The sequence below is a fragment of the Streptomyces sp. NPDC054849 genome, assembly GCF_053610945.1.
The window spans coordinates 34,697-53,496 of sequence record NZ_JBSGZI010000047.1; the positions used below are offsets into that span (position 1 = coordinate 34,697).

The 18,800-nt window shown below is 71.2% G+C and carries 18 protein-coding genes; 11 read left to right on the plus strand and 7 right to left on the minus strand.

All coding sequences use genetic code 11. The annotated features are described in order from the left end of the window. Window positions 1–561 precede the first annotated feature (561 nt). Window positions 562–2,691 carry a SpoIIE family protein phosphatase gene (locus ACWGIF_RS21105; RefSeq protein ID WP_453499509.1) on the plus strand — a complete coding sequence of 710 codons (2,130 nt, stop codon included), beginning with the start codon at window positions 562–564 and terminating at the stop codon, window positions 2,689–2,691. A 108-nt stretch (window positions 2,692–2,799) separates the two neighbouring features. Here the strand turns inward: ACWGIF_RS21105 and ACWGIF_RS21110 are convergent, their stop codons facing one another. Next, a complete protein-coding gene (locus ACWGIF_RS21110) occupies window positions 2,800–3,498 on the minus strand; it encodes a helix-turn-helix transcriptional regulator (RefSeq protein ID WP_453499511.1) in 699 nt (232 codons plus the stop codon). Window positions 3,499–3,560: 62 nt separating this feature from the next. Here ACWGIF_RS21110 and ACWGIF_RS21115 point away from each other — a divergent pair, with 62 nt between their 5' ends. The 3 genes from ACWGIF_RS21115 (at window position 3,561) to ACWGIF_RS21125 (ending at window position 6,484) form a co-directional block, all read left to right on the plus strand. After that, on the plus strand, window positions 3,561–3,998 hold the full coding sequence (locus ACWGIF_RS21115) for a hypothetical protein (RefSeq protein ID WP_453499513.1): 438 nt from the start codon (window positions 3,561–3,563) through the stop codon (window positions 3,996–3,998). Between the two features lie 141 nt (window positions 3,999–4,139). Further along, complete coding sequence (locus tag ACWGIF_RS21120) at window positions 4,140–6,005, plus strand: glycoside hydrolase family 15 protein (protein WP_453499515.1); 1,866 nt, start codon at window positions 4,140–4,142, stop codon at window positions 6,003–6,005. After that, the gene (locus ACWGIF_RS21125; RefSeq protein ID WP_453499517.1) at window positions 6,002–6,484 is read left to right on the plus strand and encodes a hypothetical protein; all 483 of its coding nucleotides are present in this window, start codon (window positions 6,002–6,004) and stop codon (window positions 6,482–6,484) included. Before ACWGIF_RS21120 ends, ACWGIF_RS21125 begins: the two co-directional genes overlap by 4 nt. A 2-nt stretch (window positions 6,485–6,486) precedes the next feature. Here the strand turns inward: ACWGIF_RS21125 and ACWGIF_RS21130 are convergent, their stop codons facing one another. The 4 genes from ACWGIF_RS21130 to ACWGIF_RS21145 all read right to left on the minus strand — a co-directional run bounded on the left by ACWGIF_RS21130 (window position 6,487) and on the right by ACWGIF_RS21145 (window position 9,181). Continuing rightward, window positions 6,487–7,155: a methyltransferase domain-containing protein gene (locus ACWGIF_RS21130; RefSeq protein WP_453499519.1), complete on the minus strand. Its 669-nt coding sequence runs from the start codon at window positions 7,153–7,155 to the stop codon at window positions 6,487–6,489. Window positions 7,156–7,349: 194 nt separating this feature from the next. After that, window positions 7,350–7,862 carry a DUF4396 domain-containing protein gene (locus ACWGIF_RS21135; RefSeq protein ID WP_453499521.1) on the minus strand — a complete coding sequence of 171 codons (513 nt, stop codon included), beginning with the start codon at window positions 7,860–7,862 and terminating at the stop codon, window positions 7,350–7,352. A 164-nt stretch (window positions 7,863–8,026) separates the two neighbouring features. After that, on the minus strand, window positions 8,027–8,650 hold the full coding sequence (locus ACWGIF_RS21140) for a DUF305 domain-containing protein (RefSeq protein WP_453499523.1): 624 nt from the start codon (window positions 8,648–8,650) through the stop codon (window positions 8,027–8,029). Between the two features lie 120 nt (window positions 8,651–8,770). Continuing rightward, a complete protein-coding gene (locus ACWGIF_RS21145) occupies window positions 8,771–9,181 on the minus strand; it encodes a DUF6153 family protein (RefSeq protein WP_453499525.1) in 411 nt (136 codons plus the stop codon). Window positions 9,182–9,401: 220 nt separating this feature from the next. Here ACWGIF_RS21145 and ACWGIF_RS21150 point away from each other — a divergent pair, with 220 nt between their 5' ends. After that, window positions 9,402–9,728, plus strand: a complete 327-nt coding sequence (locus ACWGIF_RS21150) for a GYD domain-containing protein (protein ID WP_453499527.1) — start codon at window positions 9,402–9,404, stop codon at window positions 9,726–9,728. Window positions 9,729–10,088: 360 nt separating this feature from the next. Beyond that, entirely contained in the window at window positions 10,089–12,569 is a 2,481-nt protein-coding gene (locus ACWGIF_RS21155) for a SpoIIE family protein phosphatase (RefSeq protein ID WP_453499529.1), read from the plus strand. A 205-nt stretch (window positions 12,570–12,774) separates the two neighbouring features. Here ACWGIF_RS21155 and ACWGIF_RS21160 read toward each other — a convergent pair whose 3' ends face one another. Then, window positions 12,775–13,905 (minus strand): PP2C family protein-serine/threonine phosphatase, encoded by a 1,131-nt coding sequence (locus tag ACWGIF_RS21160; RefSeq protein WP_453499531.1) that lies wholly within the window; start codon window positions 13,903–13,905, stop codon window positions 12,775–12,777. Window positions 13,906–14,072: 167 nt separating this feature from the next. Here ACWGIF_RS21160 and ACWGIF_RS21165 point away from each other — a divergent pair, with 167 nt between their 5' ends. From ACWGIF_RS21165 to ACWGIF_RS21180, 4 genes are all read left to right on the plus strand, one after another. After that, window positions 14,073–14,819 carry an SOS response-associated peptidase gene (locus ACWGIF_RS21165; protein WP_453499533.1) on the plus strand — a complete coding sequence of 249 codons (747 nt, stop codon included), beginning with the start codon at window positions 14,073–14,075 and terminating at the stop codon, window positions 14,817–14,819. 123 nt (window positions 14,820–14,942) lie between these two features. Then, window positions 14,943–15,371: a hypothetical protein gene (locus ACWGIF_RS21170; protein ID WP_453499535.1), complete on the plus strand. Its 429-nt coding sequence runs from the start codon at window positions 14,943–14,945 to the stop codon at window positions 15,369–15,371. Next, complete coding sequence (locus ACWGIF_RS21175) at window positions 15,365–15,604, plus strand: helix-turn-helix transcriptional regulator (protein ID WP_435813552.1); 240 nt, start codon at window positions 15,365–15,367, stop codon at window positions 15,602–15,604. The genes ACWGIF_RS21170 and ACWGIF_RS21175 overlap by 7 nt, the downstream gene beginning before the upstream one ends. Next, window positions 15,601–16,575, plus strand: a complete 975-nt coding sequence (locus tag ACWGIF_RS21180) for an NAD(P)-dependent alcohol dehydrogenase (RefSeq protein WP_453499538.1) — start codon at window positions 15,601–15,603, stop codon at window positions 16,573–16,575. The genes ACWGIF_RS21175 and ACWGIF_RS21180 overlap by 4 nt, the downstream gene beginning before the upstream one ends. On the opposite strand, the gene ACWGIF_RS21185 is transcribed toward ACWGIF_RS21180, so the two are convergent. Continuing rightward, window positions 16,570–17,529 (minus strand): endonuclease/exonuclease/phosphatase family protein, encoded by a 960-nt coding sequence (locus ACWGIF_RS21185; RefSeq protein WP_453499540.1) that lies wholly within the window; start codon window positions 17,527–17,529, stop codon window positions 16,570–16,572. The two genes, ACWGIF_RS21180 and ACWGIF_RS21185, sit on opposite strands and share 6 nt — an antisense overlap. A gap of 351 nt (window positions 17,530–17,880) precedes the next feature. Between ACWGIF_RS21185 and ACWGIF_RS21190 the strand changes: the two genes are divergently transcribed. After that, window positions 17,881–18,744: an ATP-grasp domain-containing protein gene (locus tag ACWGIF_RS21190; protein WP_453499542.1), complete on the plus strand. Its 864-nt coding sequence runs from the start codon at window positions 17,881–17,883 to the stop codon at window positions 18,742–18,744. The last annotated feature ends 56 nt before the right edge of the window (window positions 18,745–18,800 follow it).

An 18,800-nucleotide genomic window follows, 5' to 3' on the forward strand; every position in this document is an offset into this window, starting at 1 on the left:
CGGCGACTGACATCCGTCCCGGACCGGCAGGCAGGCGCGTACTCCAGCAGGCGGTCACCCACGGCGCCTCCGAACGGGTGGCCGCCGGAGGCCGAGGCGGGCAACGGCGCCGCGGTGGAGGAATACACGGCCGTGAGGCCTGTGCGCCGGCGCCGGCTCCTTCCTCCGGCACAGCGGAAGCACCCCCGGTCGTGTTTTCGTCCGGGGCTCCCGGTCAGGTGTACACCAAGGAAACCGCCAGGCAGAGGCGCCGTGCAGGGTCTGCCGGCCCCTCAGGGCGGTGAAGCCGTGCTCCACGACGGCGCGGCAGCCGGCGATTCCGGCACACCCTCGTGTGGTGGGCAGAGGTACCGATGACCCGGCCGTCGTAGGGCAGGCTGGGAGGAGGTGAGGGACTCTTCGGAGGACCGGATCGGCGATCCTCTGAGGCAGCCCGCTGCGCACGGGCGTCATGAGCCGATTCCCGTGGGCACAGTCAGCTGACCGGCCGAGTGCCCTTGGCTGAAGGCCATCCCCGGATGGCCGAGCGTGACTGCGTGTCCGGTCGGAGGGAGAGGTGCCGTGCCCCGCCACAGTGAGAGCCCCGATGACACCGAACCGCTGGACGAGGCGCTGTCCGATACAGTGCGCCGCACCGGGGCCTCCGCAGGCGGCATCTACCTGCTGGACGAGGTCGCACAGGTGCTGCGGCTCGTGCTGCTGTCCGGAGTGCCGGTCGAAGTGGTGTGGCCCTGGCGGAGGGTGCCCCTGAGCGCGCCCGCCCCCGTCGGCGACGCGGTCCGTCAGGACCGTCTCGTGTGGGTGGGATCCCAGGATGACCTCGCCCGTGCCTATCCGCGCGCCGCAGCGAGCCTGCCCTACCGGTTCGCGCTCGCCGCAGCCCCCCTGCCCGGCAGCGGGCGGTGCTGGGGCGCCCTCCTGCTCCTCTGGCCCGCCAGCCACCCCGCCGACGCCACCCGTCGCGAACGGAGCCACATCAGCGCCGCGGCCCGGCGCATCGCGGGCGTCCTGGACGAGGCCGACGCTCTGCCCGACCTCCCCGATCAGCCCCGCCTCATCCCGGCCGGCGAAGCCGTCCGCCCGTACGGTGCGCACGTGCAGGCCGCCGGCGACTACCTCGAGCGGCTGCCCGAAGGGGCCCTCGCCCTTGACCTGGAAGGCAGAATCACCTTCCTGAGCACCGCGGCGGCATCGCTGCTCGGTCTCGAGGCCGGCCGGCTGCTGGGGACCCGGCCCTGGCAGTCCCTGCCCTGGCTGGACCGCACGGCCGTAGAGGACCATTACCGCGCCGCCGTCATCAGCCGTGACCCGGTCGCCTTCACCGCCGTCCGCCCCCCGGACACGCCGCTGCGCTTCCAGCTGTACCCGGACGCCAGCGGTATCAGCGTCCGCATCACCCGCGCCCCGGCGGACAAGGACGGGCGGCCCCTCCCGGCCGCCTGGACGCCGCAGTCCACCGGCGCCGCATCCTCGAGAACCGCGCAGGCCGGGCGGTTGTACCAGCTGGTTCACCTGGCGGCCGCGCTGACCGAGACCATCGCCGTGCGGGACGTCGTCGAGCTCGTAGCCGACCAGATCCTGCCCGCCTTCGGCGCCGACGGCCTGGTCCTGTCCGCCGCCGACGCAGGCCGCCTGAAGATCACCGGGTACCACGGTTACGACCGGGAGACCGTCGACCGCCTCGACGGCCTGCCCCTGGACACCGACCTGACCCCCGCCGGGCAGGTCCTCACGACCGGCGTCCCGTCCTTCTTCGCCAGCCCCGACGAGATGGCCCGCCGCTATCCGCGCGCTCCGCAGATCAGTGGCAAACGCGCTTGGGCCTTCCTGCCGTTGGTCATCTCCGGCCGCCCGGTGGGGTGCTGCATCCTCTCCTACGACCAGCCACGCGACTTCAGCGCCGACGAACGCGCCGTCCTGACCTCCCTGGCCGGCCTGATCGCCCAGGCCTTGGACCGCGCCCGTCTCTACGACACCACGCGAGACCTCGCCCGAGGCCTTCAGCGTGCCCTCCTGCCGCGCAGTCTGCCCGTACTGCCGGGCCTGGAGACCGCCGGCCGGTATCTGCCCGCAGGCCATGGCATGGACGTAGGCGGCGACTTCTACGACGTCATCCGCATCGACGCCACCACCGCCGCGGCCGTCATCGGCGATGTCCAAGGGCACAACGTGGCGGCGGCCGCCCTCATGGGCCAGGTCCGTACCGCCATCCACGCCCTCGCGGGCGCCCCACCCGACCAGGTCCTCGCCCGAACCAACCGCGTCCTGGCCGACCTGGAGGGCGACCTCCTCGTCACCTGCCTGTACGCCCACATCGATCTGGCCCGCCACGAGGTGGCTCTGGCGAGCGCGGGCCACCCCCCTCCGCTCCTGCACCACTCCGCCCTGCCGCCCGGCGTCGTGGATCTCGACCCCGGCCCCATGCTCGGCATCGACACCGGCGCCGCCTACCCGCCCACCGTGCTGCCCCTGCGCCCGGGGACGACGCTCGCCCTCTACACCGACGGCCTGGTCGAAACCCCGGGCAGCGACCCCGAACGGACCATGCACGACCTCGCCCACCGCCTGGCCGAACACAGCGGGCAAAGCCTCGAACGCCTCATCGACACCCTCCTGCGCCACGCGCGCCCCACCGCGCTCTACACCGATGACGTCGCCCTGCTCCTGCTGCGCACCGCCCTGCCTCTCTGAGGTACCAGGCGCCTTGTGCGCCGGTCAGGCATGCGCATGCGCCACAGCCGACGGCCTGCGCCGTTCCCGCCGCCGGGCGGTCCGCGGCGCGGGTGGGTTCCGCCGTGATCAGGAGGCCGGCTGCAGTCGGACGCAGCACTGCCCGGGGCGGGGTGCCAGGCATGCCTCGAGTCCCGCCCCTGGCAGGCCGCTGAGGACGCCGCGCAGCAGGTGGAGGTTCATGCCGCACACCGTGCGGGTGTGCTCCCGGGCCAGCGCATGGAAGGGGCAGTTGGCCAGAACGACGGCGTCGTCCTCCTGGCGTGGCTCGAAGCCGTAGCGCTCCAGCAGATCGAAGACGTCCGTCGTGCTCTGCTCGCCCAGTTGCGTTCCCAGTTCCTCTGCCTTGCGGTGCAGCACCTCCCGTACCGCCTCGCCGGTCGCGTCGGATTCCTCCACGGCCTGGGCGAGCAGCCGTCCGGCCAGCTCATAGCGGCGGTCCGGCAGGCTGACGGCGACCTGTTTCCCCGAGCGGCGGTAGAGCTTTGCCGGTCTTCCCGCGCCTGGTCCGGAGCGTCCGCTGCGCCGCTCGTAGACGACGTCGAGGAGTGATTCGTCGGCGAGCCGGTCCAGGTGGAACGCGGCGGTCTTCCGGGCCAGCCCGAGGGCGGTGGCCGCCTCGTCGCGGCTGACGGGGCCCGGCTGGCGCACCACGTGGTCGTACAGCCTCCGGCGGGTCGGCTCGTCCAGGGCGGCGATGGCGGAGACGTCTGAGTCGCGTACTTCCCTCGGGGTGTCCACGGACACCAGTGTAAAACCCACGGCCATTGACTATAGACCGCATCGGCGCTTCTATTGCTAATGAACCTTGTCGATAGAAGGAGGGGGTCATGTCCTCCGCAACCACAAGCACCACCACCTCCGCCGCCCCGCGGCGGCGGCTGCTCACCGACCCCGGCTACCAGGCGTTCGTGATCCTGCGTACCGGCTTCACGGTGGCGCCGATCCTGTTCGGGCTGGACAAGTTCGCCAACCTGCTCGTGGACTGGCCCGCCTACCTCGCGCCGTGGATCGACGACATCGTTCCCGGCAGCGCCCAGGCGGCCATGTACGCGGTGGGCGTGATCGAGATCCTCGCCGGCCTCGCCGTGGCGCTGGCTCCCCGTTTCGGGGGCTGGCTGGTGGCCGGCTGGCTGGCCGGCATCATCGTCAACCTGCTGACCATCCCCGGCTACTACGACGTCGCCCTGCGCGACTTCGGGCTGCTCCTCGGCGCCGTCGCGCTTGCCCGGCTCGCGCAGTGTCAGCACGCCGAGCGCCAGCGGTGAACAGGCGCGGAGCGCGGTGAATCCTCCGGCGGGTGGCCCCTGACGGGACCGCCCGCCCCTGCCATGCCTCCTCGGATCGCCTCGCGACCCGGCCAACCGGGTGAGAGAGCGACGGAGCAGGCCCGATGAGATGGTGAAGCCGTGGGATCTGCTCCCAGCGCCGACCGTCATCGCCCGGTGGTCCCGCGCGGCGGTGGCTACGTACCGCTGCGCGACTACGCGGTGATCGGCGACGGCCGGACCGCGGCACTGATCGGCCGCGACGGGTCGCTGGACTGGCTCGGACTGCCGGATCTGGACTCGCCCGCCGTGTTCGGCGCCGTGCTCGACGCCGACCGCGGCGGCCGGTTCCTCCTGGAGCCGGCGGGGGCCTACCGCAGTGAACGCCGCTATCTGCCCGGCACGAACGTGCTGGAGACCACGTTCGTCACCCCGCAGGGGACCGCGCGGGTCACGGACGCGCTGACCCTGAACGACGAGGTCGCGCTCGCTCCGATGCGCGAGCTGCAACGGCGCGTCGACGGCGTATCGGGAGCCGTTCCCATGCGGTGGACGGTGCAGCCCCGCTTCGGCTACGGCGCCCACACCACGCGGCTCGGCCGCCGCGGGGGAGTCCCGGTGGCGACAGCCGGCAGCGACGCGCTCGCCCTGTGCGCCTGGGAGGCCGGCGAACCCCGGTGCGAAGAGGGGGTGATCAGCGGCAGCTTCCTCACGGCGCCGGGCGGGCGTGCCCTGATCGCCATGCCGTTCGCTCATCAGGAGCCGCTGGTTTTGCCGAGCCGCGCCGAATGCGACGTACGCCTGGAGCGTACGTGCGCGGCCTGGCGCCGCTGGGCGGGCGAGCGGACCTGTACCGGCAGATGGCACCAGGCGGTGATGCGCAGCCTGCTGACCTTGAAACTGCTGGTCTTCGCCCCCTCGGGGGCGGTCGCGGCCGCGGTGACGGCCTCGCTGCCGGAACACATCGGCGGCGAGCGCAACTGGGACTACCGCTTCTCGTGGGTCCGCGACTCCGCCTTCACCCTGGCCGCCTTTCTCCAGCTCGGCTGCCCTGCGGAAGCACGTGCCTACTTCTGGTGGCTGATGCACGCCTCCCAGCTCACCCACCCCCGCCTCCAGGTGCTGTACCGGCTGGACGGTGGCGCGCACACCTCGGAGGAGCTCCTCCCGTGGGACGGCTACCGCGGCTCGTCGCCGGTCCGCATCGGCAACGCGGCCGCCCGTCAGATACAGCTCGACACGTACGGCGAGCTGATGCAGACCGCCTGGCTGTACGCACAGGCCGCCGGCCGGCTGGACGCGGACGTCGCCCGGCGCCTGGCGGAGGTCGCCGACCTGGTCTGCGCCACGTGGCGGGATCCCGACTCGGGTATCTGGGAGGTACGCAGCGCGCCCCGCCAGTTCACCCAGTCGAAGATGATGTGCTGGGTGGCGCTCGACCGCGCGGCCCGTCTCGCCGAGCGCCGCTTGATTCCGGACCGTCACCTGGCCCGCTGGCAGTCAGCTCGCGCGGACATCGACACGTTCATCACCACCCGCTGTGTATCGCCGAGCCGCAACTGCTACGTACGCGCGGCCGACGGCGAGGACCTGGACGCCGCCGTCCTCCTCGGTCACCTCTACGGCTACGAAGAAGACGGTCAGCGAATGCGCGCGACGCTCAAGGCCGTGGAGCGGGAACTGCGGCACGGGCCGTTCGTCGACCGGTACTCGGGCGAAGACGGCCTGAGCGGACCCGAGGGAGCTTTCCTCGCCTGCTCCTTCTGGCTGGCCGAATCCCTCGCTCGCACCGGACAGGTCGCCCCGGCCACCGCATTGATGGACGAGCTGGTCGGTCTGGCCAACGACGTCGGCCTCTACAGCGAGGAGATCGACCCGGCCACCGGTGACTTCCTGGGAAACCTGCCCCAGGGGCTGAGCCACCTGGCGCTCATCAGCGCCGCCTGCGCCATCAACGCCGCCGGAAACGCCACCGGCGAGGAGGCCTGCGAGGAGGCCGGCGGGTGAGCGCCTGGGGAACGGCCGCCGGGGCGTTCGTCGGCACACTGGTGCTGACCACCGCATTGCGCGCCGCCGGCGAGATGCGCCTGACACGCATGGACCTGCCCTTCCTGCTCGGAACGGCGGTGACGGTCAACCGCACGCGCGCCAAGGCCGTCGGCTATCTGATGCACTTCCTCAACGGCGAGATCTTCGGGTTCATGTACTACGCCGTCTTCCTCGCGATCGGCATGGCCGGCTGGTGGCTGGGCGCCCTCTTCGGCCTCCCGCACGGCCTGTTCGCCGGCACCGCACTGGTCGGAGTTCTCCTGCCGCTGGTCCACCCCCGGATGGGCAGCCCGCTCACCAGCGCCCCCGAGGTGGCCCTTCTGGAACCGCCCGGCTTCCTGATGCTCAACTACGGCCCGAGCACACCCGTGGTCACCGTCCTCGCCCACATCGGCTACGGCGCCATCGTCGGAGGCTTCACCACGCTCGGAGCCTGACGTCAGCCGGGCTTCTTGGCCATGACGACCACGCCCGGACCGCTTTGCTCATCCGCAGGGAGGCGAAGTTCGGCGACCGGGTGAAGTCCGGACTGCTCAATCAGGGCCATGAGTTGTTCCGGCTGCCATTGGTGTGTCGTCCACCGCACGGGTACGCCCCCGTAGGCCTCGGTGCGCACCGCGTCTTCTTCGCCGACGTGTGTGGCGGTGATGAAGTGTCCGCCCGGCTTCAGGGCGTGCGCGAACAGGGCGAGGACCTGAGGAAGGACGTCCCGGGGGAGGTTGAACAGCGACCACCACCCGAGGACGCCGCCGAGGGACGCTTCACCGAGGTCGAGGTCGGTGGCGGAGGCGACGCTGAAGCGGCATTGCGGATGAAGACGGCGCGCGTTCTCGATCATGCGAGGAGAGAGATCGACCCCGGATACGTCGAGTCCGCGTTCGGCAAGGTACGCGGTCACCGTTCCGGGTCCGCAGCCGACGTCGAGGACGGGCCCAAGTTCGCTCACGGTGGCGGCGAAGGCGTCGATCGATGCCTTGAGCCATGGATGGCCACGGATGTCGCCGATGCCCGTCGTCACCACCATGTGGGCGTAGTTGTCGGCCACGCGGTCATAGGACTCCCGGACCACGTCGAGATCGGCTGGGCGTTCAACAGGGTGGGCGCGCATCAGCCAATGATAGGAATGCGCGACGGCCGTAGTCGCGTTACGGGAAATACGCTGAGTTGATCACGACCGTCGGCCGCTCTCTGTTCCCCGCGCGTCCCGGCCGTGGCGCCGGACTCGACGACACGACGGCACCGAGCGCCCGGCCCGCACCGTGAAAGGTAGGGGCCGGGCGCGTTCGTACGCCAGGGCTGTGGTCAGTGGTAGGCGTGGACGACGGCGTGGCCCTTGCCGCGGCCGATCATCCACTTGTTGACCGGCGTCGTGACCACGAAGGCCACGGCGAAGCCGCCCAGCAGTGCCGTCCAGAACAGCGCGTCCGACAGGTGGGCGTCCATCGCGCCGGGCGTGAGGGCGATGATGCCGTTGTCGACGAGCTCCATCACCGCGATCGAGACGGTGTCGGCGGCCAGCGCGACCTTGATCGCGTTCTTCCAGTCCAGGCCGGCCCTGCGGACCGCGAACAGCGTGAAGGAGTAACCGAAGACGAACGCCAGGGTGATCGCCAGAATCATCGTCTGGACGTTGCCCCACAGCAGGGCGGTGCCGATGACCATGCCGAGGATCTCGCCGATCGCACATCCGGTCAGGCAGTGCAGCGTCGCCTTCGCGGCGGCCCCCCAGGTCACCCCGCCCGTCGGGTGCCCGGCGTGACCTGCGTGCGCCTGGTGGTCGTGAGCGGTGCTGGTGTGGTGCGCGGTGTGGTCCATGACCGTCATCCCCAATCCCGTCCAGTGTGCCCGCTCCCGCGGACTCACACCACAACGATATACCCCCTGGGGGTATTCCGCGAGGGTGCTGAGCCCGGCACGAGGTGTATGGGTGCCAGGGGTGTGCCGGCCGCACGGTCGGCACACCCCTGCATCGCGGAGGGTCAGCTCCTGCCGAGCAGGCCGTTCATCCTGGTGATCTCGGCGGTCTGCGAGGTGATGATCGCGTCCGCCATGGCCTTGGCGTCAGGGAAAGAGCCTTCGGCCTTCTCCGTCTTGGCCATCGACACGGCGCCCTCATGGTGCTTGATCATCATCTCCATGAAGGCGGTGTCGAACGCCTTGCCCGAGGAGTTCTTCAGCTTGTCCATCTCCTCGGCCGTCATCATCCCGGCCATGCCGTGCGCGGAGTGGTCCGTGGCGCCCTCGGTGGGAACCTGCTCACTCCAGGAGGTCAGCCAGCCCGAAAGGGTCTTGATCTCCGGGTCCTGGGCCTTCTTGATCTCGTCGGCGAGCTGCTTGACCTCGGGGGACTCGGCCCTGGTGGGCGCGAGGCCGGCCATCTCCACGGCCTGGCGGTGGTGGGGGATCATCCCCTTGGCGAACGCGACGTCGGCGGTGTTGTGCTGCCCCTGGCCGGCCGGAGCGGACGGGGAGACCGAGGCCGGCGCGTTGTGGCCGCCGTGCCCTGCGGAGGTGTCGTCGCTCGACCCGCACGCGGCGAGCGCGAGCGAGGCGGCGCCCGCAGCGAAGACGAGAGCGGTCCGGCGGATGAGGTTCTTGTTCATGGTGGTGCGACTCCTTGAGGCGCCGCCCGAGCGGGCGGGCGCCGATACGGGAATGAGGACATGCCGGAGCGCGGCATCCCTCGCCGGCCAAGCCGGCAGGGACGTGCCGTGCGGGTGGTCCTATATCCGCAGGAGTTGGAGCTGAGCGAGGTCGGGCGGCGCCCGGCCGCTCTCAGGGGCCCCAGCCGCACTGCCGGGCAGCGCCACGGGCGCGGTCCCGTTGTCGAGGGCCGCGGTCAGGACGGGAGGTGCGTACGCGGCGCCGACACCGGCCGCCGCGCACGTGGCATCCGCGTGGTCCGCATGGCCCATTCCGCCGTCGGTGTGCGAGCAAGGGCCCACCACCTGCTGGGCAGGCGCTGCATGGACCATCGCCATGCCATGACCAACGGCGACCACCGACGCCTTCGCGGGAGCCGGTCCCGGCCCGAGGCCGTGCATCGCCAGCACACCGGCCAGCACCGTCAGCGCCAGCAGCGCGAAGCCGCGCCCGGCGGGGCGACGGCTCGACGGCTGCATCGTGCTGGTCATGCGGTCATCGTACGATCCGGTCCGGCGAGGCCGCTTCCCGGCCCGTCCGACCGTGTGACATGACGTCGGCCGTGGCCGTGGCCGTGGCCGTGCCCGCGCCCGTGCCCGTGCCCGCGCCGGTCTTCGTCTCCGGCCCCAGCCGTTCGGGGGATATCCGGGCCGCTTCCCGTGCGTCTCGCGCCCCGCCGGGCATCCCTTGCTGGAACGAAAGGGAGCCATGATGCCGCTCTACCTATCGAGGTTCAGCTACACACCGGACACGTGGGCGAGGCTCATCGTCCACCCCGAGGACCGCGCCAAGGCCGCTCAGGCGTACATCGAGTCCGTCGGCGGGAAGCTCCACGGCTTCTGGTACGCCTTCGGCACGCACGACGGCTACAACCTGTGGGAGGCCCCCGACGACGTTTCCATGGCCGCGGTTGCGCTGGCGATCAGTGGAGGCGGCGCGCTCAGCTCGTTCGAGACGACAGTTCTGCTGACAGTCGATGAAACCATGGAGGCCCTGCGCAAAGCCGAAGGAATCCAGTACCGGGCGCCGGGCGCGTAGCGGTCCAGGCCGTGCGTTCTCCGGTCTCCGCTGACGAGATGAGGGGTTCGCCAGGGTGTGGTGCTTCGAGACCACCTGTCCCACGTGGTCCGCATCGACACCCGCACCGTTACGCGGCAGCCCGCCGGCGCGCGCCCCCCGGCTTGCCGGGCCCGGGGGCGGGTCTCGCCCAGCTCGGCAGAGTAGGCGCGGCGTCTCCTCCATCGGGGTCCACGCAGTGGACGACCCTCTGCCGACGTGCGGCGGCGCAGCGATACTGAACCTAAGCCGACCGCGCAATCCTCGGGTCTCCGATCACCCGGGTGGTTGCTGCGGGAATACCCCTGAGCGTTCCGTTCGGCAGGTCGAAGGGCGGTAGCGATGGACGCACCAGCGCCGGGCCTGGGCGAGGGGCCCGAGGACCCATACGCGCTGCGCAATTCGGCTTCGGCGGTACTGGACCAGCGCGGCCGGGTCGTCGGCTGGAGCGAGCGCGCACAGGAGCACCTCGGCTACCCGCCCCAAGAGGTGCTGGGCCGAATGGCGGTCGAATTCCTCTTCGATGCCCGCGACCGTGAGACGGCTTCGCTCGCAGTGGCCGCGTGCGAGCGAGACCGGGGCTGGTCCGGTGTCCTGCCCGTCCTGCACCGCAGCGGGCGACGGGTGGAGCTGGGCTTCCGCGCCCGCGCCGTCGTCCGGGCAGACTCGGCACGTGAGTGGTTCCTCGTCGTCGCCCCGGCGGAGGAGGTGCTCCAGTGGGAGACGGATCGGTCGGTCCTGGACGGTCTGTTCCGGCGCTCCCCGATCGGTCTGTCCGTCCACGCCCCCGATCTGAGCATCCTGCGGATCAACCGGGCGCTGGCCCGGTTCACGCAACTCCCCGCAGGGGAGATCCGGGGCTTGCGCATCGGCGACTTCCTCATCGGTCCGGACGTGGAGACCACCGAAACCCGGCTGCGACGGGTGCTGGAGACGGGCGCCCCCCTGATCTTCACCGAGCAGCCCTGCCGCCTGCGAAGTGACCCCGGCCACGAGCGGGTGGTGTCGGTGTCCGCGTTTCGGATGGAGGACCCCTCCGGCGGGGTCCTCGGAGTCACCCAGCTGGTGGAGGACGTCACCGACCGCTACCGGGCCCGGCGGCGGCTTGCCCTGCTGAACCGGGCGAGCACCCGCATCGGGACGACACTGGACCTCGGCCAGACCACGGCGGAGCTGGCCGACGTCGCCGTTCCCGAGCTCGCCGACGCCGTCTCGGTGGATCTGCTGGAACCGGTGGCCCGCGGGGAGGAGACCGCCGAGGAGGGGAGCGGGCTGGTCCGCAGGATGGCCGTCCACTCCGTCGTGGAGGAGGCACTGGAGGTGATGTACTCCGCCGGCGAGGTCTTCCACTTCGACCCTCGTACCCCGCAGGCCAGATGCCTCGCCGAACAGCAGCCCATCCTCGAACCAGTGCTCCAGAGCAGTCCCGGCTGGTACTTCCAGGATCCGGAGCGCACACGGCGCGCCTTCGGCCTGGGCGCACACTCACTGATCGTCGTACCGCTGACCGCCCGCGGTCTGCTCCTCGGCCTGCTCAGCCTCTGGCGGGCCAAGCGGCCCGAACCGTTCGAGGAGGACGACGTCACGCTCGCGGAGGAATTCGCCGCGCGCGCCGCCCTGTGCATCGACAACGCCCGCCGCTACACCCAGCAGCATCAGGCTGCTCTGACCTTGCAGCGCAGCCTGCTGCCGCGGGAGTTGCCCGAACACAGTGCGGTCGAAGTCGCGCACCGCTATCGGCCGGCCGATCCCGCCACCGGAGTCGGCGGCGACTGGTTCGACGTCATCCCCCTCTCCGGGGCCCGCGTCGCCCTCGTCGTCGGCGATGTCGTCGGCCACGGTCTGCACGCTGCGGCCACCATGGGCCGCCTGCGGACAGCCGTGCACACCCTTGCCAGCCTCGACTACGCTCCGGACGAGGTCCTCTCCCACCTGGATGACCTGGTCAACCGCCTGGCAGACGAACAGGAGCCTGTGGACGGACGCTCGCAGGGCCGGCAGATCGTCGGCGCGACGTGTCTCTACGCGGTCTACGATCCCATTTCCCGGCGCTGCACCCTGGCCCGAGCGGGCCACCTGCCCCCCGCCGTGGTGTCCTGCGACGGCACGGTGAGCCTGCCCGACCTTCCCGAGGGTCCGCCGCTGGGCCTGGGCGGACTCCCGTTCGAGTCCGCCGAACTGGAACTCGCCGAAGGAAGCCTGCTGGCGCTGTACACGGACGGCCTGGTCGTGGCCCGTGGCCGCGACCTCGACGAAGGACTTGCACGGCTGCGAGAAACGCTGTCCCGGCCCAGCCGCTCGCTGGAGGAGATCTGCACGGCGGTGCAGGACTCCCTGCTGCCGGAGCACCCGCGGGATGACGTCGCACTGCTCCTCGCCCGCACCCGTGTGTTGGCGCAGGAGCAGGTGGCTGCCTGGGAACTGCCCGCGGAGCCGACCGCCGCCGCCCAGGCACGGGCCCTGACGGAGGCCACACTCACCAGGTGGGGCCTGGAAGAGATGGCTTTCAGCGCCGAACTGGTCGTCAGCGAACTCGTCACCAACGCCTACCGGTACGGCGGGGGCACGCCGGTGACCCTGCGGCTCATCCGTGACCGCAGCCTGATCTGCGAGGTCTCCGACAGCAGCAGTACCGCTCCTCACCTGCGGCGGGCGCGCACCACCGATGAGGGTGGGCGCGGTCTCTTCCTGGTGGCCCAGCTCACCGAACGCTGGGGCACCCGCTACACCCGGGAAGGCAAGACCGTCTGGACGGAGTTCCCCCTGGGCACGGTGGCGGAGGGGCACTCCGTGGCTACGGCGGTCCTTGCGCTCGACGGGTGACGCGAGGGTGGTGCGGGGGCCGTGGATGGAGTCGAACACGCCATGGCCGTTGATTCTGCCGTGGGGGATGGGGCGACTCGCAGCGGCTGTGGTCCTCGCCGCATCGGTGCCGGGTGAAGGGCGAGGTCTCGCGCGAGCTGTTCATCCGCAACGCGCTGGTCGATGGCCAAGCGTTCGGCTGAGAGTTCCCCCTGCTCACCGCTGCCTACGCGGGCTGCGCCTGTGGCCGGGAGCTCGCGCACCGCACGGCGAGGACGGCGATGTCGTCGTCGAGCCTTCCATGGCTGTAGTGGAGCAGGGCCTGATGAAGCCCGTCGAGCAGTTCGCGGGGCGGCATCGGGCTCTGCTCACGCATCCACTCCGGCAGCGGGAAGAACGCTCCGTCGCGGTCCCTGGTCTCCGACGCACCGTCCGTGTACAGCAGCAGCTGGTCGCCCGGAGCGAAGATGAGGGTGTCGACGCAGTAGTGCTCACCGATGAGCGATGCGAGGTTGAGGGGTGGAGAGGGGGCGGTGGGTTCCACCACACGGATCTCGCCGCGGCGCACGAGCAGCGGCGGGGGGTGCCCGCAGTTGAGAATGCTGACGCGGCCTCCGCCATGCGGGACCTCGGCGATCAGGGCCGTCGCAAAGCGCTCCGGCAGGTCCAGAGCGGGGAACGCGGCGCTGTGGCGGGAGATGCTGGCCTCCAGACGATGGACGACGCCCCTCAGGTCAGGTTCGTCGTACACGGCCTCCCTGAAGCTGTTGATCACCGCTGAAGCCGCCCCTACCGCGGACAGACCCTTGCCGCGCACGTCGCCGATGAGCAGCCGGACCCCGAACGGCGTGTCGATCGCCTCGTAGAAGTCTCCGCCGATCCGGGCCTGCTCCTGGGCCGCCACATACAGCGACTCGATCTCGACGTTCTGCATGCGGCGCGGCAGCGGGCGCAGCAGTACCTTCTGGGCTGCGTCGGCGACGAGCCGGACGTGTAGGAGCGTCTGCTCGCGTTGAAGTCGGACGTGGCTCGCGTAGGCGGCCGCCAAGGTGACCGCGATGATCGCAGCCGCCGTGTAGGGCGTCCCCAGGTCGGTGTAGGCGAAGCTCAGGCCGATCATGACCAGCAGGCAGAACGTTCCCAGCACGACCGTGGCGAGGACGGGCCACATCGCGGCAGCGAGGGCGGGTGCGGCAGGCAGGAGGCGGCTGAAGGCGAACTCCCTCGGTGTGGAGACAGCCAGCGCGGTGATGACGACGGTGACGACCACCGGCGACAGCAGAGCTGCATCCCACCGGCGTCCATAGAGAGGGCGACGACGCCCCGACCGTCTTGGCCTGATCACAGAAGGCATCATATCGGGGCAAAAGAACCCGGGCTGCGTCGGAATGTGCCACTCACGTTCGGTGATGAGCCGCTGGCGCCTCAGATGAGCCGGCCGCTCGATCGAGGCCGCGGGCCCCGCAGCCGGCATTTTCGCGGCGCAGACTCCGGAAAGCGCGCTCAGGTGGCAGGGTGGACGGCATGTGCGGCCGTTACGCCTCCACCCGCAGTCCCGATGACCTCTCCGGTCTCTTCCAGGCCACGCCCCCGGATCCCGGGTACGGACTGGAGCCGAGCTGGAACGTGGCCCCCACCGATGCGGTGTGGGCGGTGCTGGAGCGCGCCGACCGGGAGAGCGGAGTGCTGGAGCGGCGACTGCGTCCCCTCCGCTGGGGGCTGGTGCCGTCATGGTCGAAGAGCCCTTCCGGCGGCGCGAAGATGATCAATGCGCGGGTGGAGACGGTGCACGAGAAGCCTGCCTACCGGCGGGCCTTCGCCAAGCGCCGGTGCCTGCTCCCGGCGGACGGGTTCTACGAGTGGGAGGCCGTGCCCGCCTCCGGCACCACGAAGGCCTACAAGCAGCCCTACTTCATTCGCCCCGAGGACGGTGAGGTGATGGCGATGGCCGGGCTGTACGAGTTCTGGCGCGACCCCGGCGTCGCCGACGACGACGATCCGGCGGCGTGGTGGGCGACCTGCACCATCCTCACCACCGAGGCCACCGACGCGGCCGGCCGAGTCCACCCCCGCATGCCGCTCGCCCTGGCCCCGGCCGACTACGAGGCCTGGCTCGACCCCGCCCACCAGGACCCGCACGAGCTGCGCGCCCTGCTCGCCGCTCCCGCGGGCGGCCGACTGGACGTCCGGGCGGTGTCGACCGCGGTCAACAACGTGCGCAACAACGGGCCCGAACTCCTCGACGAGGTCCCCGCCCCGCAGGGTCGCTGACGCGCCCTGGCCCCTCGCACCGCCGCCGACGTCCGCGTGGGAGGGCAGGTAAAGAAAGCTTGACACCGTGTTCTGCTTGCTTGACACTCCAGGTGTCGGGTTTTCTTTACATGGGGAGTGGTAGTGGCAGTCGAGGAGAAACGCGCGTGGATCATGATCGTGGTCACGGTCGCGTCCTACGCGGCGTACCTGGCCGTGGTACTCGGGCGGTCCGGTGACGGGCCGCTCGCCCAGGAGCCGTACGTGTCCGCGCTGCTGTGGACGGTCGGCGCGGCGATCGTCGCCTCGATCGCGCTCCACATCACCGTGGCCCTCCTCTCGCCCGAGGAGGAGAAGACCAAGGACCAGCGCGACCGCGAGATCCACCACTTCGGCGAGTACACCGGACAGTCGTTCGTCGTGATCGGCGGTGTGGCCGGACTCGTCCTGGCGATGGCCGAGGCGGACCAGTTCTGGATCGCCAACGCGATCTACCTGGCGTTCGTCCTGTCCGCACTGCTCGGGTCCACGGCCAAGATCGTCGCCTACCGGCTGGGCTTCCAGCCGTGGTGAGGCCCACCCGGGTCACCAACTCGATCCGGGCCCTGCGCTTCGCCAACGGCGAGATGACGCAGGCCGAACTCGCCCGCCGCATCGGTGTGACCCGTCAGACCGTCATCGCCATCGAACAGGGGCGCTATTCGCCCTCCCTGGAGAAGGCGTTCCAGATCGCCCGTGTGTTCGCGGTACCGCTCGACGCAGTGTTCCAGTACTCCGTGACCGAGGCAGAGGGAGACGACGCATGAAGGCCATCGTCCAGGACACCTACGGACCACCCGCGGTCCTGCGACTCGAGGACACGGACCGGCCGGTGCCGGGCCGCGGCGAGGTGCTCATACGGGTCCACGCGGCCGGCATCGACCAGGGTGTCTGGCACCTGATGGCGGGCATGCCGTACGCACTGCGCGCCATGGGATTCGGCCTGCGGGCACCCAAGACGCGCGTGCCGGGCATGGACGTCTCGGGGCGGGTGGAGGCCGTCGGCCCGGAGGTCACCCGCTTCCAGCCGGGCGACGAGGTGTACGGCAGCTGCGTCGGGTCGTTCGCCGAGTACGCGTGCGCCAAGGAGGACGTGCTCGCACCGAAGCCGCACAACCTCGACTTCGCAGAGGCCGCCGCCGTGCCCGTCTCCGCGTGCACCGCACTCACGGCCCTGCGCGACAGCGGACGGGTCGAGAGCGGGCAGCGCGTCCTCGTCCTCGGCGCGTCCGGAGGCGTGGGCACCTTCGCCGTGCAGCTGGCCAAGGCCTTCGGGGCCCACGTCACCGGGGTCTGCAGCGGCGCCAAGGCGGACCTGGTCCGCTCCATCGGCGCCGACGAGGTCCTCGACTACGCGCAGACGGATCCCACCGACGGCAGCCGCCGCTACGACCTCATCCTCGACATCGCGGGCAACCGCCCCGTCTCAAGGCTCCGCCGCGCCCTGACCCCGCGCGGAACCCTCGTCATCGTCGGCGGAGAAGGCGGCGGCCGGTGGATCGGCGGCAACGAGCGGCAGCTGGGCGTCCTCCTGATGTCGCCCTTCGTAGGCCACCGCCTTCGTGCAGTCGCCGCCATGGAGCACCACCACAGCGACCTCCAGGTCCTCACGGAACTCATCGAGGCCGGCTCGGTGACCCCGGTCGTCGACCGGACCTACCCGCTGGCCGAGGTACCCGATGCCATCCGCTACCTGAGAGAGGGTCACGTGCGAGGAAAGATCGTGATCCGGCTATGACGGCCCGAGCGTGATGCGGGCGGCGATCGGCAGGTGATCGCTGCCGGTGGCCGGCAGGGTCCAGACCTCGCCGACCGTGGCCGAGCGGGTCAGGATCTGGTCGATCCGGGAGACCGGAACGGCCGCCGGCCAGCTGAAGGCGAGCCCCCGCCGGGGCGCCTGCAGCTGCGAGGTGACCGGGGCGAGCCCCCGGTCGTCCACCGTGCTGTTGAGATCGCCCAGCAGGACCACCCGGTCCAGCTTCTCCGCGGCGATGGCCGCGCCCAGCAGCCGCGCGCTCTCGTCGCGCAGGCCCGATCCGAAGCCGCTCGACCGGACGCGGACCGAGGGCAGGTGGGCGACGTACACGGCGATCTCGCCCCGTGGCGTGTGCACGCCGGTCCGCAGACCACGGCTCCAGCCCTCCCCGATCCCCGCCGGTTTGAGGTCCAGATGCCGGACATCCGTCAGGGGGTACTTCGACCAGAGTCCGACGGTGCCCTCGACCGCGTGATGGGGGTAGTCCGCTGCCAGCGCCGCCCGGTAAGCCGGGAGTACGGCGGGCGTCAGCTCCTCCAGGGCGATGAGATCCGGCGCGGACTCGATCAGGGCGTCCGCGGTGCCCGCGGGATCGGGGTTCTCGTCACTGACGTTGTGCTGGAGCGCCGTGATGTCGTGTGCGCCGCGGTCCGCGGGGAGGAGGAGCCCGCCGAACAGGTGCGCCCACGCGGCTGCGGGCAGCAGCAGGGCCACCAGCGCGGTGGCCGAGCGGCGCACGAGTGCCCAGACGAGCAGGACCGGAATCGCCAGGCCGAGCCAGGGCAGGAACGCCTCGAGCAAACTGCCGAGGCGGCCCACGGTATTGGGTACGGCGGAGTGGAACGCCAGCAGGCCGGCCGTCAGTACGGCGACCGACGCGGGAACCCGCCCACGTGCCCAGCGCGACCGGCCCCCCACGCCCCCGGCGCCCCCCATGCTCCCGGCGTCCCGCGCGTCCCTGACCCGATGCCACCGGACGGCGCGACGCCCGCCGCTGTTCGCCCGCTCCGCCAATGCCCTGCCCATCCGCCTCGGACCCGTTTTCCGTTTCCCGTTCTTCGTCCCGCAGTCATGAGCACGACGCTGCCCGGTACGACGCAGGATCCGGCGCTCGGGTTCCCGCCCCCCTGCCCTCGGAGGCCCGTCACCGCAGGCCACGCGCGCGGGCCGACGACGCCGGCCGCCGCGCAGGTGGTGTGGAAGAGTGCGCCGGGGGTCCGGCCGCGCGGGGCGGTCCCCGAGGCGTGACGACGGGAGACTCGGATGGGTGCTGCAAGGATCGCGGTCGTGACGAGCGACACCGGTGCCGACGAGGACGCGGATCTCCCGCTGATCGTCGGGGCACTGCGCGAGGCAGGCCTGTCCGCGGACCCGGTGGCCTGGGATGCGGGCCCGCACGTATGGGAGGGGTTCGATCTGGCCGTCATCCGGTCGACCTGGGACTACGCCGGACGCCTGGACGAGTTCCTGGCATGGGCCGACGCGACGGCCCGGGTCACCCGGTTGTGGAACCCGGCCCCGCTCGTGCGCTGGAACAGCGACAAGCGCTATCTGCTGGAGCTCGCCGAACGCGGAGTCCCCGTCGTGCCGACGCGTTTCGTCGAACCGGGCGGACGCTGCGACGAAGACGACTTCGACGCGGTGCACGGCGTGGTGGTCAAGCCCGCGGTCTCCTCGGGCGCCCGTGACACCGCACGCTACGAGCCCGGCCGGCGGGCGGACGCCTTGCGCCATGCCCGGATGCTGCTGGACCAGGGCCGCACGGTGATGGTCCAGCCGTACCTGCCCCTCGTGGAAGAGGGGGAACGCGCCCTGGTGTTCTTCGTCGGCACCTTCAGCCACGCGATCCGCAAGGAACCCCTGCTGACCGAGGCGGGGCTGATCGACAACTTCAGGATCGCGCACCCGGGGGCCGCCCCCTACGAGCCCTCCGAGGCGGAGCTCGGTACGGCGCTGGCGGCGCTGGACGCGGCCGCGTCCCCGGGAGACCTGCTGTTCGCCCGCGTGGACCTGGCACTGAACGGGGCCAGGGAACCGGTGGTCATGGAGCTGGAACTCATCGAGCCGAACCTGTTCCTGCGGATCAACCCGCGGGGGCTGGAGCGTTTCGTCGAGGCCGTTGCGGCCGCGGGCCGGGACGCCACGGCGTAACTCCCGGCCCCGCCCGCCCCCAGCGGGCCGGCGGCGCGCCCCGCGCCGGCGGGCCC